The 16,977-nt window shown below is 68.1% G+C and carries 15 protein-coding genes; 6 read left to right on the top strand and 9 right to left on the bottom strand.

The features are described 5' to 3' along the window. Positions 1 to 148 precede the first annotated feature (148 nt). Entirely contained in the window at positions 149 to 1,138 is a 990-nt protein-coding gene (locus tag VEB62_RS12015) for an alpha/beta hydrolase (RefSeq protein ID WP_324799828.1), read from the top strand. A gap of 262 nt (positions 1,139 to 1,400) precedes the next feature. Here VEB62_RS12015 and VEB62_RS12010 read toward each other — a convergent pair whose 3' ends face one another. The 7 genes from VEB62_RS12010 to guaB form a co-directional block, all read right to left on the bottom strand. Next, the gene (locus VEB62_RS12010) at positions 1,401 to 3,713 is read right to left on the bottom strand and encodes a glycoside hydrolase family 31 protein (RefSeq protein WP_324799827.1); all 2,313 of its coding nucleotides are present in this window, start codon (positions 3,711 to 3,713) and stop codon (positions 1,401 to 1,403) included. Positions 3,714 to 4,259: 546 nt separating this feature from the next. Beyond that, on the bottom strand, positions 4,260 to 4,685 hold the full coding sequence (locus tag VEB62_RS12005) for a hypothetical protein (RefSeq protein WP_324799825.1): 426 nt from the start codon (positions 4,683 to 4,685) through the stop codon (positions 4,260 to 4,262). Positions 4,686 to 5,030: 345 nt separating this feature from the next. Beyond that, entirely contained in the window at positions 5,031 to 6,593 is a 1,563-nt protein-coding gene (gene guaA / locus VEB62_RS12000; protein ID WP_324799822.1) for a glutamine-hydrolyzing GMP synthase, read from the bottom strand. Continuing rightward, positions 6,590 to 7,237 (bottom strand): 5'-methylthioadenosine/S-adenosylhomocysteine nucleosidase, encoded by a 648-nt coding sequence (locus VEB62_RS11995; RefSeq protein WP_324799819.1) that lies wholly within the window; start codon positions 7,235 to 7,237, stop codon positions 6,590 to 6,592. Before VEB62_RS11995 ends, guaA begins: the two co-directional genes overlap by 4 nt. After that, complete coding sequence (locus VEB62_RS11990; RefSeq protein ID WP_324799816.1) at positions 7,234 to 8,646, bottom strand: RsmB/NOP family class I SAM-dependent RNA methyltransferase; 1,413 nt, start codon at positions 8,644 to 8,646, stop codon at positions 7,234 to 7,236. The genes VEB62_RS11995 and VEB62_RS11990 overlap by 4 nt, the downstream gene beginning before the upstream one ends. Before the next feature lie 9 nt (positions 8,647 to 8,655). Next, positions 8,656 to 9,054 carry an MAPEG family protein gene (locus tag VEB62_RS11985; protein ID WP_324799813.1) on the bottom strand — a complete coding sequence of 133 codons (399 nt, stop codon included), beginning with the start codon at positions 9,052 to 9,054 and terminating at the stop codon, positions 8,656 to 8,658. A 17-nt stretch (positions 9,055 to 9,071) separates the two neighbouring features. After that, the gene (guaB, locus tag VEB62_RS11980; protein ID WP_324799810.1) at positions 9,072 to 10,532 is read right to left on the bottom strand and encodes an IMP dehydrogenase; all 1,461 of its coding nucleotides are present in this window, start codon (positions 10,530 to 10,532) and stop codon (positions 9,072 to 9,074) included. Between the two features lie 131 nt (positions 10,533 to 10,663). Between guaB and VEB62_RS11975 the strand changes: the two genes are divergently transcribed. Then, positions 10,664 to 11,221 carry a DUF2061 domain-containing protein gene (locus VEB62_RS11975; protein ID WP_324799807.1) on the top strand — a complete coding sequence of 186 codons (558 nt, stop codon included), beginning with the start codon at positions 10,664 to 10,666 and terminating at the stop codon, positions 11,219 to 11,221. On the opposite strand, the gene VEB62_RS11970 is transcribed toward VEB62_RS11975, so the two are convergent. Beyond that, the gene (locus tag VEB62_RS11970; RefSeq protein WP_324799804.1) at positions 11,218 to 11,964 is read right to left on the bottom strand and encodes an RlmE family RNA methyltransferase; all 747 of its coding nucleotides are present in this window, start codon (positions 11,962 to 11,964) and stop codon (positions 11,218 to 11,220) included. The genes VEB62_RS11975 and VEB62_RS11970 overlap by 4 nt on opposite strands. Before the next feature lie 66 nt (positions 11,965 to 12,030). On the opposite strand from VEB62_RS11970, the gene VEB62_RS11965 reads away from it, so the two are divergent. After that, positions 12,031 to 12,495 (top strand): peptidylprolyl isomerase, encoded by a 465-nt coding sequence (locus tag VEB62_RS11965; protein ID WP_324799801.1) that lies wholly within the window; start codon positions 12,031 to 12,033, stop codon positions 12,493 to 12,495. A gap of 110 nt (positions 12,496 to 12,605) precedes the next feature. Here the strand turns inward: VEB62_RS11965 and rnd are convergent, their stop codons facing one another. After that, a complete protein-coding gene (gene rnd / locus VEB62_RS11960; protein WP_324799799.1) occupies positions 12,606 to 13,754 on the bottom strand; it encodes a ribonuclease D in 1,149 nt (382 codons plus the stop codon). 80 nt (positions 13,755 to 13,834) lie between these two features. Here rnd and purM point away from each other — a divergent pair, with 80 nt between their 5' ends. The 3 genes from purM (at position 13,835) to purN (ending at position 16,938) form a co-directional block, all read left to right on the top strand. Further along, on the top strand, positions 13,835 to 14,872 hold the full coding sequence (gene purM / locus VEB62_RS11955) for a phosphoribosylformylglycinamidine cyclo-ligase (protein WP_324799797.1): 1,038 nt from the start codon (positions 13,835 to 13,837) through the stop codon (positions 14,870 to 14,872). Between the two features lie 84 nt (positions 14,873 to 14,956). After that, complete coding sequence (locus VEB62_RS11950) at positions 14,957 to 16,336, top strand: M20/M25/M40 family metallo-hydrolase (protein WP_324799794.1); 1,380 nt, start codon at positions 14,957 to 14,959, stop codon at positions 16,334 to 16,336. Then, positions 16,336 to 16,938, top strand: a complete 603-nt coding sequence (gene purN, locus VEB62_RS11945) for a phosphoribosylglycinamide formyltransferase (protein ID WP_324799790.1) — start codon at positions 16,336 to 16,338, stop codon at positions 16,936 to 16,938. The genes VEB62_RS11950 and purN overlap by 1 nt, the downstream gene beginning before the upstream one ends. Positions 16,939 to 16,977 lie beyond the last annotated feature (39 nt).

The following is a 16,977-nucleotide window of genomic DNA, read 5'->3' as shown; positions in this document are numbered from 1 at the left end:
GAGGTGCTCGATCCGACGACCCAGGTTTCGCCCATAGGCAACGCGGCGTTGGTCGGCGACCAAGAGCATGTCCTGACGGCGTTGTCGTCGGGACGGCCGGCCCTGCCCCGGGACATGTGGCTGGTTTGGACACAATACAGGAGTCTCCATGAGCCTTTCACGACGCGATCTTGTAAAATCGCCTTTGGTAGTGGCCGGCGCGTCAGCGATCGGCGTGGGCACGGCGACCAAGGTGTTCGTCCAGTCAGGTACGGCGGGCGCGGGCGAGGTCATTGGACTGTGGCCGCAGCCGCCGACGGGCGCCATGCATCCCGGCATGGCCGAGGTGATCGAGCAGACATCGTCGAGTCCGGGCTATAGCAGCCGGCGCACCAAGGGCGTCTCGAAGCCGTACCTGATCGCGTTACCGGCGGCTCAGCCCAATGGTTCGGCCATGCTGATCATTCCGGGCGGCGGCTTCGAATGGAACTATTTCGACCATGAGGGCTACCACATCGCCGACGTCCTCAATCGCGCGGGCATCACCTGCTTCGTGCTGATCTATCGCCTGGCCAGGGACGGCTGGGCCGACCCGGCCGCTGTCGGGCCCGCCGACGCCCAGCGGGCGATGCGGCTCATTCGCGCGAATGCTCCCCGCTTCCATCTTGACCCGGAACGGGTTGGCGTCATGGGCTTCAGCGCCGGCGGTTTCCTGACGGCGACACTCGCGACGCGGCATTCGACGCCGTTCTACAGGCCGGTCGACGCCGCGGATCAGCTAAGCGCCAGACCTCTGCTGACGGCGCCAATCTATCCGGTGCAAAGCGTCGATCCCGCCTACGCCTACGGGGGTGTGGCGCCGTCGCTGTTTGGCGCCCAGCCGACGGCGGCTCAGATCCGTGAGTGGTCGCCCGATCTCAACGTCACCCCGGCGGCAGCCCCGACATTCCTGGTGCACGCCGAGGACGACAACACGGTGCCCGTGGCCAATACGGTGCGGCTTCGTGAGGCGATGGTCGCGGCCAAGGTCACGGTCGAGACTCACCTGTTCGCTCGGGGCGGTCACGGCTTCGGCGTGCGCGCCCTGCCAGGCCGTCCGGACGGCCTGTGGTTGCCACTGTTCATCAACTTCGCACGTCAGGAAAATTTGTTTGTTTAGTTGAGATTGTGTTTCTCACCCGGGCAATAAAAGTCGGCAGCAGGACGCCCGAAATCATTGAGAGAAGCCGCATCGGATGTTCCAGTCGGAGGTTGACGAGGAGGGTGTGAGGCCGGTGGGGGATAGCGCGCTGATGCTAGTCGTGCGCCTGCCCGGGCGCAGCGACCAGCAAGCCTTCGCTCCGATCTTGAGCCGCCCGGAGGGTCTGCCAGACTGAAGCCTGTGGCCCTGTGGCGCAATGGCGAGAGTCTCGATCGCCCGCCTATGCGCACCCCGGAAGGCGCACCACCTTGGAACGCCCCTCATAGGTCTCAAGCCGGGTTTCACCCGTCGAAACGCACACCACTTTGAGGGCGAACGACGGCCTCATGCCCGGGTAGCTGCCCCGGCGCGCATCCAGCCGGAGCGTCTGGGCGCCGTTGTCCCAATTCAGGTCGACCGTCGCACGCTCGCCGTCGAGATAGCCATACCCGTCGCCGGCGTCGTCATAGAGCTGAAAGGCGGCGTCCCGCCCGGGGTAGACCCGGATCTCTAGCGGATCGTCAGAGGGTTGATCGGCGTACTGGATGACCGGCCCAAGCGGCAACAATGTCCCCGCGGGCACGTGGACAGGGATCGTGTCTATATCGGCCGCGACGGCCACCACTTTTCCGCCCTGGATCCTGGCTCCGGTCCAGAAGTCGTACCAGTCGCCCGCCGGGAGGTAGATCGTTCTCAGGTCAGCGTGCGGCTGGGTCACGGGGCTGACCATCAGGCCCCGCCCGAACATATACTGATCCCGGATCGTGAGGACCGCTGGATCGGTGCGGAAATCCATGACCAGCGGACGCATCAGGCTGTCCGCCCGATCGGTCACGCGCCAGGACATGGAGTAGATGTACGGCAGAAGGCGATACCTCAGACCATCATATCGGATGAGCCGCTGCCGGGTCTGCTCGTCAAACTCCCAGATCTCCTTGCCCTGCCCGGTGCCGTGGATGCGGAACATCGGGTTGAAGACAGCGAACTGGTACCAACGGGTGAAGAGCTCGGCGTAGGCGGGGTCTTTGGGGTCGCCGCCGAAGAATCCGCCGATGTCGGCCGACCAGTACGGAATTCCGCTGACCGAGAAGTTGAGCGCCGCGGGAATCTGCTTGGCGAAGGTGTCCCAGGTGCCCGCGACGTCGCCAGACCAGGTGATCGCGGCGTTTCGCTGCTGACCGGCGTAGGCCGAGCGCGTCAGGATGAAGGCCCGCTTGGCCGGCATGTCCCGGCGCATGCCGTCATGGACAGCCGTCGTGTGCATCAACGGATAGGAATTGTAGGTTTCGGAGCCCGGACCCGCGGCCGTCGTCAGCTGGGCCATCTGCCCCGCTTGACCGCCCAGCTCCGCCTCTGATCCGTCCAGCCACCATCCGTCGAAACCGTATTGGCCCAGTTCCCGCATGATCTGCGCCCAGTAGATCCTGCGGCCTTCCTCCGACCAGGCGTCGTACCATCTGCCCTGGCCGGCGGGGTAGACATTCGGATAGACAGGATCGAACAGCGCGCCCGCGGCCCTCAGTTCGTCGTGATGGGTCGTCGATACGTCGAAGCGCGGCCAGACTGATATAATGATGTGGGCGTTTTGCGCATGGACAGCCTCGACCAGTCCCGCGGGATCAGGAAAACGGCTGGAGTCGAACTGGTGGCTCCCCCACTGGCCGCCGGCCCAGTACTGCCAATCCTGCACCACCGCATCGAAGGGTATGCCGAGATCGCGGTAGCGACGAACGACGTCAAGGGTTTCTGCCTGGGTCTGATATCGCTCCCTTGACTGCCAGAGGCCCCATGTCCAGCGCGCCATCATCGGCGCCTGACCGGTCAGCGTGCGGTATCCGGCGACAACATCGTCGATCTCGGGCCCGTAGATGAAGTGATAGTCGATGCCCTCGCCGGCCTCGGACCGGAACTTGACGTTGCCTGCGTTATGCGGGGTCGCGACCTCGACGTGCGTGACGGCCGCATTGTTCCACAGCACGCCGTAGCCCCTCGACGAAACCAGCAGGGGGACGCCGACATCGGTGTTGATCTGCTGCAGCCGGACGCTGGCTCCCCGATAGTCGAGTTGTCCGCCCTGGTGCTGGCCCAGGCCATAGATCGCCTCGGTCGGCGGCAGGTCGAACAACTGGGCCGGTGCTCCGGCGGTGGGATTGCGCCCCCAGGGCGGATCACGCAGAATTCGCTCTCCGCGCTCATCGAGAAACTGCATCTCACCGGTCGCCTTGTCGATGCTGACCCGGATCACGCCTGTCGCCAGGACGACGTGACCGGGATCGTCCTGGACGGTCCACGTGACCGGCACGGGCTCGCTGATGACGGCGGGGTTGTAGTTACCGACCCAGTCCCCGGCGGCGGAAAAGCGGACGCGTATGATCCGGTCGGACCAGGGCTCCAGGCGAAGAACACCCCCCGGCAGGTCCAGCGCCAGCCCATGCGGCGTCTGACGGACGGCCCGAACGACCGGGTCCGCGATCGCGGACGCAGGCCAGGCGGTCAGGATTACGGCGCAGCAGAGCACGACCGCTCTCAGGACCCGGGGTCCGACCAGACGCATGTTCGCCCCTTCCATGGGTGTCGCGCGCGACACGATGGATCTGCCCCAAACCCCTCCAACGCCGCTCATCTGTCAGCGTCAGCGCAGATTTGTCAGAGTATCGCTCTGGTTAAGGTCGGGCAACTACCTTTTTGGATAGGAACGATTTTTCATGAGTGGAAACGCCGGGCCGCCGCGCCGGGGCGCCTCTGGGAGGTCGCCGTGTGAGCGGACTCAGGGAACGGCCGCAATGAATCACGTCGACCCTCCAAGGTCTCAGAAGCGCCATGAGCGGACCTTGCCTCGTCGCCTGAAAGCTGACTTTCGCTCCTGATGCACGCCGAGCGCGCCTGGCTGTTCACGCTCCCCGTAGAATTCGCAGCGCGAAGGTTCCCCTGTGATCCATGATACTCTCGGCCGATCGCGGTCAGCAGGCGTTCGCTCACAAAAATGGAGCGCCGCTTGTTTCAAGCGGCGCTCCAAGTATGGACAGTAGCCTTTGGGAAGCCTGTCCAATCCCGGGGGGGATGTCGAGATCAGAAGGAGACACGGGCGGCGACGCCCGCGTCAGTATCGGATAAGGAGCCTCACGCTGAACCTGCGATCGTTGACCTGGTAGTCACGATGGGGCTCGACGATCTGAACTGATCGGAATTCTGCTTGATCGCCTGGGCGGAGGCGAGACTGGGCCCGGATGCCGGAGACGACGACCTCTTCGACCTCGACGGCCTCGTCATCTTCAGTGTTTTGAGGCGCCGGCGCATCCTGCGCGAACGCCAGCGACGGGACTGTCATCGCTGCGAGTGAAAGAACAGATGCGCCACACATGAGCGCCAACCTGCCGGCACGGTGAATCCGGAACATCAAACCATCCTCCCCTTTGTCGCCGCGGCCGCTCTCAGACGGTCTTGGGGTGACGCCCTCTCCCAATGGAACGGTCTTTGCCGGCGCGCCGGCCCGCTCGCACTTCACAAATAAAACAAATTTCGTCAAATGAGAACCCTTTTGTAGGAGTAATTAGTTATGGGCGGCACTGGCGCTTCGCCCAAGCCAGGCCGGAGCTGTCGTGGACACCCATCCTGACCGTCTGTGTGTTCCTCCACATCCGGTTCAAACGCTCGAAATGGCTGTGAAAGCGAGTTCCCTGGCGGCCGAGGGGCGGGCTCCGCGACCCGGTGAACGAGCCTGCCGAAGCTCCGCCGGAACCAAGAGCCGGGCCTCGGTACCTTAAATCTCCCACCGTGAAGTCGCGGGATCGCGCGGTTGGGCCCTGACCGCTATCGTCGCCTCTTCAATCAAGCCCCTTTCGCGAGGCAGCACCCGCATGCCCGTCGCCCCTCACTCCCACTCGATCGTTCCCGGCGGCTTGGACGTGACGTCGTAGACGACGCGGTTGACGCCCCTGACCTCATTGACGATCCGCGTGGCCGTCCGGCCCAGGACGTCCCACGGGAATTCGAAGAAGTCGGCGGTCATGCCGTCGGTGGAGGTGACGGCGCGCAGGGCCAGCACCTTCTCGTAGGTACGGGCATCGCCCATCACGCCGACGGTCTTCACCGGCAGCAGGACGGCGAAGGCCTGCCAGATCTGGTCGTAAAGTCCAGCCTTGCGGATCTCTTCCAGATAGATGGCGTCGGCCTGTTGCAGGGTCTCCACCGCCTCGGGAGTGATCTCCCCCGGGATGCGGATGGCCAGACCCGGCCCGGGGAACGGATGGCGGCCGACGAAGGCGTCGGTCAGGCCCAGTTCGCGGCCCAGCGCCCTCACCTCGTCCTTGAACAGTTCGCGCAGCGGCTCGACCAGCTTCAGCTTCATGAAATCCGGCAGGCCGCCGACGTTGTGATGGCTCTTGATGACGTGGGCCTTGCCGCTGGAAGACGAGACGCTCTCGATGACGTCGGGATAGAGGGTGCCCTGGGCGAGGAATTCGGCGCCCTCGATCTTGCCGGCCTCGCGGTCGAAGATCTCGATAAAGACGCGACCGATGGTCTTGCGCTTCGTCTCGGGGTCAGACTGGCCGGCAAGCGCGCCGAGGAATTCCTTCGACGCATCAACGTGGATCAGCGGGATGTTGTAGTGCTCGCGGAAGAGCTTGGTGACCTGGGCCGCCTCATCCTTCCTGAGCAGGCCGGTGTCGACGAAGACGCAGGTCAGCTGGTCGCCGATCGCCTCGTGGATCAGGACGGCGGCGACCGAACTGTCGACGCCGCCGGACAGGCCGCAGATCACCCTGGCCGAACCGACCTGTTCGCGGATCTGGGCGATCTTCTCGTCGCGATAGGCCGCCATGGTCCAGTCGCCCTTCAGCCCGGCGATGCCGTGGGTGAAGTTCTTCAGCATGGTGGCGCCGCGCGGGGTGTGCATCACCTCGGGGTGGAACTGGACGCCGTAGAAGCGGCGGGTCTCGTCGGCGATCACGGCGTAGGGGGAGCCGGGCGAGGAGGCGACGACGTCGAAGCCTCGCGGGATGGCGACGATCTTGTCGCCATGGCTCATCCAGACGGTCTCATCCTCGCCGACCGGGGCCAGTCCGGCGAGCAGGGGCGACGCCTTCTCGACCGTGATTTCGGCGCGGCCGAACTCGCGGGTGTGGCCGCCCTCAACCTTGCCGCCCAGCTGTTCGCACAGGGTCATCTCGCCGTAGCAGATGCCGAGCACGGGCACGCCGGCCTCGAACACCGCCTGCGGCGCCCGGGGGCTGCCCTCTTCGTGGACGCTCTCGGGACCGCCCGACAGGATGATCGCCGCCGGTTTCAGCGCGGCCAGCGCCGCCTCCGCCCTGGCATAGGGATGGATCTCGCAATAGACGCTCGCCTCGCGCAGGCGGCGAGCGATCAACTGGGTCACCTGGCTGCCGAAATCGACGATGAGGACCTTCTGGTGATCGGCGGGGGCGGTCATGCGGGCTCCGTGGCGGCAGGCGTGAAATGGTCATGCAACAGGTCGAGCGCCTCGGACAGACGGAGATCGATCTCCGCCAGGGCGTCGGTCCAGTGGCGAAGCTCGCTCAGGTCCGTGCGGCCGTCACTGACGCCGCGCAGGCCGAGAACCGGCACGTCGAATCGGGCGGCGGCGCGGACGACGGCGAAGGTCTCCATGTCGACCATGTCGGCGTCGATGGCGTCATAAGCTCCACCGGAGACGACGCTGCCGCCGGTCGCCAGCCGGGCTGACGGCAGGGAGGCCGGGCCGTCCGCGAGCGGCAGGATGGCGGCCACCTGTGGATACGGCGTCTCGCCCTTCGGGAAGCCGAGCGCGCTGGCGTCCATGTCGCGGTAGCTGACGTGAGACACGCGGTAGACGCGGGCGTGATCCAGCGTGCGCGAACCCGCCGAGCCGAGCGACACGACGAGGTCCGGCAGGCCGGCTCCGGCCCGCAGGTCAGCGAGGGCATGGCCGACGGCGGCGGCGGCCTCCACCGGGCCCACGCCGGTGATCAGGGGCCGGATGCGCGCCTTCAGGGCCGGACCGTATTCAGGCTCGGCGGCCATGACGCACAGGACGGTCTTCGGACCGAAGCGGGAGAGGGTCCAGTCCGGGCTCACGCCCGCCGCTCATAGAGGGCGAGGAAGAAGCCGTCGGTGTTGGTCGCGGCCGGCGACAGACGCAGGCGATGGCCGCTGGTGTTGGCGACGAGGCGCTCCCGGGCGGCGCGGGTCAGCGTCGGGGCGTCCAGCAAACCGGCGACCAGCAGGGGTCGGAAGTCCGGATGGGCCGCCTCGAAGGCGTCGGCCGTGGCCTCGTTCTCGAGCGTCAGCATCGAGCAGGTGACATAGGCCAGCCGGCCGCCGGGTTTCACCAGCGCCACCGCCTGGGCGAGGATGCGCAGTTGCAGGGCGTGCAGACGCTCGACCTCGTCGGCCTTCAGCCGCCAGGCGTCCTCGGGCCGGCGGCGCCAGGTGCCCGAGCCGCTGCACGGCGCGTCGACGAAGACCAGGTCGGCCTTGCCGTTGAACTCCTCGACCCCGCCGCCGTTCTGGCCGATCAGGCGCAGGTCGGCAGCCACGCCGGCGCGCTGCAGGCGCGGGCGGATGTTGTCGAGCCGCTTCTGCACCACGTCGCAGGCGATCAGCCGCAGGCCGGCGGCCGGCGGCGCGGCGCGGGCGGCCGCGGCTTCGTCGGCCCCCGTCGGCGACCATCCGGCCGGCTTCGGCGCGGCGGCCCTGGCCGGATCGGCGTCCGGCAGGCCTTGCTGGGCCAGGGCCAGCGTCTTGCCGCCGCCGCCTGCGCAATAGTCGATGACGACGCTGTCGGGCGTGAAGGTCAGCCCCGAACCGGCCAGCCAGGTGACGATCTGGCTGCCCTCGTCCTGGATCTCGATCCGGCCCGCCTTGAAGGCTTCGAGCGCCTGCACATTGGGTGGCGGCTCCGCCGACAGACGCAGGCCCCGGGCCGACCACGGCGTCGGTTCGGCCGACAGGCCGGCGGCGGTCAGTTCGGCGGCGACCATGTCCACCGGGGCCTTGGCCGTATTGACCCGCAGGTCGATCGGCGCGCGCGGCGCCATCAGTTCCCGGGCCTCCTCGCTCCAGCGCTCGCCGAAGGTCGTCTTGAAGTCCTCGACCACGAACTCCGGCAGGCCGGCGGCGACCCAGCCGGGCAGGTCCCCCTCCCGGGCCGTGATGCGGGCGCGTTCCTGTTTCGACAGCGGTCGCGGACCATAGCCCTCGCCGGAGTGCAGGGCCTCGATCTCCTCCAGCGACAGGCCGTCGATCAGGGCCAGCGAGCCGATCACCAGCGCGCGGCCGTCCTCGCGCCCGCCCATGGCCCAGACCAGCCGGCCGCGGGCGCGCAGCACGCGGTAGACGCGGTCGGCGACGGCGCGACGGTCCCCGGAGCCCGCGTAACGGTTGGCGGCGCCCCAGGCCTTGAGCACGACCTCGGCCGGGGCTCGCCCCTGGGCGATGCTGTCGAGGACGGAGGCGGCGGCGGCGAGGCGGGCGGCTGGGGTCAATTCAGGCTTTCAAACGAACAGGGCGGCGAGGACCATCACCAGCCCGGCGGCGGCGGCGAGCCAGACCAGCGAGCGGATGTAGGGCACGCCGAAGGCGTACAGCGGCAGATAGATCAGCCGCCCGAAGAAATAGAGCTGCGCCCCGAGGGCGGTCAGCGTCCCGTCCTTACCGGCGATATGCGCCATGATCACGGCGGCGGCGAAGATCGGCAGGGTCTCGAACAGATTGGCCTGGGCGCGCATCAGACGGCCGGCGACCTTGCCGGGCGGCGGAGAGACGGCGTCGCGCGGGCTTGCGTTCCATTTGACGCCGAGCTCCGCCGTCCGCGCCATGGCGGCGGCCATGATCTGGACCACCGCCAGGATCAGGGTGAAGGCCAGCAGAATGAATTCCGGCGTCATATCCATGGCCTGCCCTCCCCTCCTCAGCCCTGCCGGTAGTTCGGCGCCTCGCGCGTGATCATCACGTCGTGGACGTGGCTTTCCCGCAGGCCGGCGCCGGTGATGCGCACGAACCGGGCGCGGTCCTGGAAGTCGGCGATGGTGGCGGCGCCGACATAGCCCATGGCGGCGCGCAGGCCTCCGACCATCTGGTGCAGCACCGGCGCGATCGGCCCCTTGTAGGGCGTCTGGCCCTCGATGCCCTCGGGCACCAGCTTCTGCGTGTCTTCCACTTCCTTCTGGAAATAGCGGTCGGCCGAGCCGGCGCCCATGGCCCCGACCGAGCCCATGCCGCGGTACGACTTGTAGGACCGGCCCTGGTACAGGAAGACCTCGCCCGGACTCTCGTCGGTCCCGGCGAACATCGAACCCATCATGGCGCAGGACGCCCCCGCCGCGATGGCCTTGGCCAGATCGCCCGAATATTTGATGCCGCCGTCGGCGATGACCGGCGCGCCGCTCTCGCGGGCGGCCCGGACTGCCTCCATGATGGCGGTGAGCTGGGGCACGCCGACGCCGGCGACGATACGGGTGGTGCAGATCGAGCCGGGGCCGATGCCGACCTTCACCGCGTCCGCGCCCGCGTCGATCAGGGCCCGGGCGGCGTCATAGGTGGCCACATTGCCGGCGATGATCTGGATGCGGTTGGATTCGCGCTTGATGCGCTCAACGGCGCGCGAGACCTGGATCGAATGACCGTGGGCGGTGTCAATGACGACCACGTCCACCCCGGCCTCGGCCAGGGCCATGGAGCGCTCGTAACCGGCGTCGCCGACGGTCGAGGCGGCGCCGACCAGCAGCCGGCCCTGATCGTCCTTGGCGGCGTGCGGGTGAGCCTGGGCCTTCTCGATGTCCTTCATCGTGATCAGGCCGACGGCGCGATAGTCCTCGTCGACGACGATCACCCGCTCGATCTTGCGGTCGCGCAGCAGGGCCCGGGCCTCGTCGCGGCCGGCGCCCTCGCGCACCGTGATCAGGTCGCCCGTGGTCATCAGCTCGGCGGCCTTGCGGTTCGGATCGGTGTCGAAGCGCATGTCGCGGTTGGTCAGGATGCCGACCAGCCTGCCGGTGGCCGGATCCACGACGGGGAAGCCGCTGATCTTCCTCCTGGCGCGAATCTCGCGGATTTCGCCCAGCGTGGTCTGCGGCGTGATGGTCACCGGATTGATGACCATGCCGCTTTCATAGCGCTTCACCTCGCGCACCATGTCGGCCTGTTCGTCGACCGTCATATTGCGATGAAGCACGCCCAGACCGCCGGCCTGGGCCATGGCGATGGCGAGCCGGCTTTCGGTGACCGTGTCCATGGCGGACGAGGTCAGCGGGATGTTCAGCCTGATGTCGCGGGTGAGCTTCGTCGAGACGTCCGCGTCGGCGGGCATGATCTCTGACGGGCCGGGTTCCAGCAAAACATCGTCGAAGGTGAGCCCTTCGCGTATCTCCATGAGGAGTCTCCGTTTTGCGGGCCGCGTATAGCGGTGGAAGGCGGGGAACCGCAAGGGCCGCCCGGGCCTATGATGACGATAAGAACAATTGCCTTGCGGGCTGCGGCGCCGGCCCCACATCTGAAAGACGAATGGTTCGACTGTTGATCAGCACCGCCCGCCGTCTCGCGCTCAAGATCGCGAGCTATGGCGTGATGCACCTGGTGGTCGCCATCCTGGTCGCCTTCGCCATCACCCGCGACTGGCGGCTGGCTCTGGCGGTCGGCGTCGTCGAGCCGTTCTTCCAGACCATCGCCTATTCGATCCACGACCGTGTCTGGCACCGCATCGAGCATCGCGGCATGCTGTCGGGCGTCGAGGAGGCGGCCGAGGCGGTCACCGCTCGCCTCGAGGTCATGCGACCCGAGGAACAGACGCGGGCCCATGGCCACGGGGATGGCCACCACGGCCACAGCCACGCCCTGCCCGGCTCTTTCAAACAGGTCGCGCTGAAGACCGTCACCTATTGCCTGATGCATTTCAGCGTGGCCGTCACCGTAGCCTACGCCCTGACCCAGAACTGGCGCACGGCGCTGGCCATCGGCATCATCGAGCCCCTGGTGCAGACGGTGTTCTTCACCGCCCACGACCGTATCTGGACGCGGATCGAGGCGCGGAAGGCGCGGGCGGCGGAACTGGCCTCGGCCTAGCGCCGGTTCATCGCCACCAGGAACACCTCGGCGCTGTCCTTCCGGCTCGACTCCGGCTTGACGTATTTGACCGTCTCGAACTCGGCCCGCAGCCGCGCCAGCACCCCGCCGGCGTCCCCGCCCTGGAAATTCTTCGACACGAAATGCCCGCCGGGCTTGAGGGTGCGGATGGCGAAGTCAGCGGCGATCTCGATCAGGGCGATGATCTTGAGGTGATCGGTCTGGCGGTGGCCGACCGTGTTGTGGGCCATGTCGGACAGGACCAGGTCGGGCGCTCCACCCAGCAGGTCCATCATCTGCTGGTCTACGCCGGGATGGGTGAAATCGGCCTGGATAAGGGTCGCGCCGGGAATCGGTGCGATCGGCAGCAGGTCGACGCCGACGACCGCGGTCGCGCCGCGCTTCACCGCCACCTGGATCCAGCCGCCCGGCGCGGCGCCGAGGTCGATGACCCGGCTGCCCTGTCTGATCAGATGGAAGCGGTCGTCGATCTCAAGCAGTTTGAAGGCGGCGCGGGAACGCCAGCCCTCGGCGCGGGCCTTTTCGGACCATTTGTCGGACAGCTGGCGCTTGATCCACTGCTGGCTGGACATCGACTTGGTGTCCGCCGTCTTCATCTTCGTGCCCATGCCGCGGCCGGCCGCGGTCCCGCCGGAGGGCGGACGGACCATGCGGCGGCGTTCGGGAGGCTGGCCAGAAGGCGGGCCGGCAGGCGGACCGGCAGGCTTTTCGTCGTCACTCATGCCTCTCCCATAGCCCCGACCGGGATTGCGGGCTATGACCCCGCGACATTTCAAAGGAGCGCGCCGATGGCCGACGAAACCCTGACCTTCACTCTCGACACCGGCGACGGCGAAGCCCGCGACGTGGTGATCAAGCTGCGCCCCGACCTGGCCCCTGGCCACGTGGCCCGTATCACCGAGCTGGCGAAAGAGGGCTTCTACGACGGCGTCGTCTTCCACCGCGTCATCGCCGGCTTCATGGCCCAGGGCGGCGATCCGACCGGCACCGGCACCTCGGGCTCGAGCAAGCCGAACCTGAAGGCCGAGTTCTCGTCCGAGCCGCACGTGCGCGGCGTGTGCTCGATGGCCCGGACCAGCGATCCCAACAGCGCCAACAGCCAGTTCTTCATCTGCCTGGATGACGCGACCTTCCTCGACCGCCAGTACACGGTGTGGGGCCAGGTGATCGAAGGCATGGACAACGTCGACGCCCTGCCCAAGGGCGAACCGCCCCGCAACCCGGGCAAGATCGTCAAGGCGACGGTGGGCTAGAAACGGAAAGGGCCGCTCGATCGAGCGGCCCTTTTTCGTATCTGGAACAGCCCTCCCCTCCGTCATCCTCGGGTCGAGCCCGAGGATGACGGCGGTGGGGTGGCTGCCACCTACTCGATCTCGACCACCTCGACCCGGGCGCCGTTCAGCACCAGGGCGATCTCGCCGCGCTTGAGCTTCAGCGCGTCCTCGCCGAACAGCTGGCGGCGCCAGCCGCGCAGGGCGTCGATGTCGGCCTCGTCGTCCAGGGCGATCTTCTCGAGGTCGGCGACGTTGGCGATCAGCTTGGTGGCGACGCCGGCGTTGTCGCTCTTGGCCTTCAGAAGCACCTTGAGCAGCTCGACGACCGAAGGCGGCGCCGGCTGGTTGTGGGCCGGCCGCTCCAGCTTGGGCGCGTGGGCCTCGGGATCCTCGAGCACGCGCTTGAGTTCCGCCGTCAGCTCAAGGCCAAGGCGAGAGGCGCCGAACCCCTTCGGCACCGAGCGCAGCCGGTTGAAGGCGTCGGCGTCGATCGGCCCCTGGGCCGCGATCTCGTCGATGGCCTCATCCTTGAGGATGCGGCCGCGCGGCTGGTCGCGCTCCTGCGCCGCCCGTTCGCGCCACACCGCGGTGGCCACGAAGGCCGCGAGGTATTTCGCCGAATACTTCTTGGGTTTCAGACGCTTCCACGCCTTTTCCGGATCGGTGTCGTAGAGGGCCGGATCGGTCAAATCCTCCATCTCGGCCATCACCCAGTCGAGCCGCCCCTCCTTCTGCAGGCGATCGCGCAGCTTCGGATAGAGGGCCGCGAGATGGGTGACGTCGCCGAGGGCGTAGATCAGCTGGGCGTCCGACAGCGGGCGGCGGGCCCAGTCGGTGAAGCGGCTGCCCTTGTCGACCTCCTGGCGCACCATCTGCCGGACCAGCGCCTCGTAGGAGACCTGATCGCCGAAGCCCGCGGCCATGGCGGCGACCTGGGTGTCGAACATCGGTTTGGGCATGGCGCCCAGCTTGACGAATATCTCCACGTCCTGCCGGGCGGCGTGGAACACCTTCAGGATCGATTCGTCCCGCATCAGGTCGAGGAAGGGCGACAGGTCGAGGCCTTCGGCCATCGGGTCGATGATCGCGGCGTCTGTGGCCGACGCGGCCTGGATCAGGCACAGCCGGGGCCAGTAGGTCGTCTCCCGCATGAACTCGGTGTCGACCGTGACGAAGGGGGCGGCGGCGAGGCGGGCGCAGAACTCGCGGAGTGCCTCGGTGGTGGTGATCGGCGTCATTCGGATGCTATAGCCCCGCGCAATGCGGTTGTGGCAAGAGCCGCCGCACAAATCCGCCCACTGATTCAGGCCCGTGACCGATGAGCGACACCCCCGAAAGCCTGCGCAACGGCCTGACCTACGCCGATGCGGGCGTGGATATCGACGCCGGGGAGATGCTGGTCGACGCCATCAAGCCGCTGGCGAAATCCACCCGCCGGCCCGGCGCCGAGGCCTCCCTGGGCGGTTTCGGGGCCCTGTTCGACCTGAAGGCGGCGGGGTTCGAGGACCCGTTGATCGTCGCCACCACGGACGGCGTCGGCACCAAGCTGAAGATCGCCATCGAGACCGGGCGTCATGACGGCGTCGGCATCGACCTGGTCGCCATGTGCGTCAACGACCTGCTTGCCCAGGGGGCCGAGCCGCTGCTGTTCCTCGACTACTACGCCACCGGCAAGCTTGAGATCGACGCCGCGAAGCGGGTCGTGACCGGCATCGCCGAGGGCTGCCGTCAGGCCGGCTGCGCACTGGTCGGGGGCGAGACGGCCGAGATGCCGGGCATGTATGCCGGCGGCGACTACGACCTGGCCGGCTTCTCGCTTGGCGCGGTCGAGCGGGGCCACGCCCTGCCGTATCTCGACCGGCAGGCCGCCGGGGACGTCATCATCGGGCTGGCCTCGTCGGGGCCGCACTCGAACGGCTATTCCCTGATCCGCAAGGTGGTCGAGAAGTCGGGCCTGTCGTGGGGCGACGACGCGCCGTTCGCCAAGGACCGCACCCTGGCCCAGGCGCTGATGGAGCCGACCCGGATCTATGTGAAGCCGGTGCTGCCGTTGATGAAGGCCGGGCTGGTCAAGGGCGCGGCTCACATCACCGGCGGCGGCCTGATCGAGAACCCGCCGCGTTGCATCGCCGAAGGCCTGCACGCCGTGTTCGACTGGGACACGCTGGCGCTGCCGCAGGTGTTCCAGTGGCTGGCTGAAACCGGCGGCGTTTCCGATCACGAAATGCGCCGGACCTTCAACTGCGGCGTCGGCTTCATTCTCCTGGTCGCGCCGGAGAACGCCGAACCGGTGCTGGCGGCCCTGCTCAACGCCGGCGAGGTCGCTTTCGTCTGCGGCCAGCTCGCCGCGGACTAGAGGCCGGAGGGGCCGGCGCGGCGCATTGACCGCCGCCCTTCGCCCCGGCAAGGTCCGCGCCTTCCACACCAAGAGGTCGCCGATATGCGCGCGCTGTCGATCGCCCTGGCCGGGCTGATGCTGGTATCCGGGCCCGCGGCGGCGCAGGCTCCCGCGTCGTCCGAGCACGCGCTGCTCCATCAGGTCGCGGGCGAGGTGCGTCCGGAGCGGATGCGCGCGGACATCGAGGCCATGGTCGGCTTCGGCACCCGCCACACCCTGTCGGAAACGCAGTCGGAAACGCGCGGCATCGGCGCGGCCCGCCGCTGGGCCCAGCGTCGGTTCGAGGCGATCGGCGCCGACTGCGGCGGCTGCCTGACCGTCGTGACGCCCTCGGACACGGTCACCGGCGCCCGCGTCCCGACCCCGACCGAGGTGGTCGACATCGTCGCCATCCAGCGCGGCACGGGCGACCCGAACCGCGTCATCATCATCTCCGGCCACATCGACTCGCGCGTCAGCGACGTGATGAATTTCACCGACGACGCGCCTGGCGCCAACGACGACGCCTCGGGCGTCGCGGCGGTGCTGGAAGCGGCGCGGGTGCTGACAAAGCACCGCTTCGACGCCACCCTCGTCTACGCCGCCCTCTCCGGCGAGGAGCAGGGCCTGCTGGGCGGCAAAATTCTGGCGGACTACGCCCAGGCGCAGGGCTGGCGGGTCGAGGCCAATCTGAACAACGACATCGTCGGCAACTCGGAGGGCCAGTCGGGGGTCCGCGACACCACCCGGGTGCGGGTTTTCTCCGAAGGCACCAAGACGGTGGAGACCGAGGCCCAGGAGGAACGCCGTCGCTACAATGGTGGCGAGGTCGACTCCTCGTCGCGCAACCTCGCGCGGTTCATCGACGCCATCGCCGACCGCTACCTGACCAATTTCGACGTGGATCTGATCTACCGGACGGACCGCTACGGCCGGGGCGGCGACCAGGTCGAGATGCTGCGCCACGGCTTCCCGGCCGTCCGCATCAGCGAGGGCGCCGAGAACTATGACCGTCAGCACCAGGACCTGCGCGTCGAGAACGGCGTCCACTATGGCGACACCATCGACGGCGTGGACTTCGACTACCTCGGACAGGTGGCCCGCCTGAACATCGTCTCGATGGCGGCGCTGGCCAACGCCCCCGCCACGCCGCTGGGCGTCACCATCGAGGGCGCGGTCAAGCCGGATACGACGGTGAAATGGCAGCCGGTCTCCGGCGCCGCGGGCTATCGCGTGTGGTGGCGATCGACGACCGCGCCGCAGTGGACCCACAGCCGCTGGGCGGGATCGGCGACCGAGATGGTGCTGCCCGGCGTGGTCATCGACGACTGGTTCTTCGGCGTCTCGGCCGTATCGGACGACGGCTACGAGAGCCCGGTGGTGTTTCCCGGCCCGGCCGGATCGTTCGTCTCGGTCGGCGACCCGGCCCCGCCCGCCCGCTGATGTCGCAGCCGCGCTCCGGCCGCGTCCGCGCCGCCGTCCTGATTTCAGGTTCCGGCTCCAACATGGCGGCGCTGGTCGACGCCGCGCGCGCCGAGGACTGCCCGTTCGGGGTGGTCCTGGTGCTGTCGAACCGGCCTGACGCCGGCGGGCTGGCGGTGGCGCGCGCCAAGGGCGTCGCCGTCGCCGTGGTCGACCACCGCCCGTTCGGCAAGGATCGCGAGGCGCACGAACGCGCCGTCGACGCGGCGCTGGCCGAGCACCGGGTCGAGGTCGTCGCCCTGGCCGGCTATATGCGCCTGCTGACCCCGTGGCTGGTGAAACGGTGGGCGGGGCGGATGTTGAACATCCACCCCAGCCTGCTGCCGAAGTATCCGGGCCTGGACACCCACGCCCGCGCGCTGGCGGCGGGCGACCTGGAGGCCGGCTGCACCGTGCATCTGGTCACCGAGGGCGTCGACGAGGGGCCGGTCCTGGCCCAGGCCGCCGTTCCGATGCTGGCCGGCGACACGCCCGCCTCGCTTGGCCAGCGCGTGCTGACGGCCGAGCACCAGTTGTACCCGCAGGCGCTGGCTGACTTCTGCCGCGCCCGGATGAGAGGTTAGGAGTCTGGAGGCGGCCCCGGCGAAACCGCCGGGGCTGTT

This window comes from Brevundimonas sp. (assembly GCF_035626975.1).
Classification (GTDB): Bacteria; Pseudomonadota; Alphaproteobacteria; order Caulobacterales; family Caulobacteraceae; genus Brevundimonas.
This window is presented reverse-complemented; position numbering and strand designations above follow the sequence as displayed.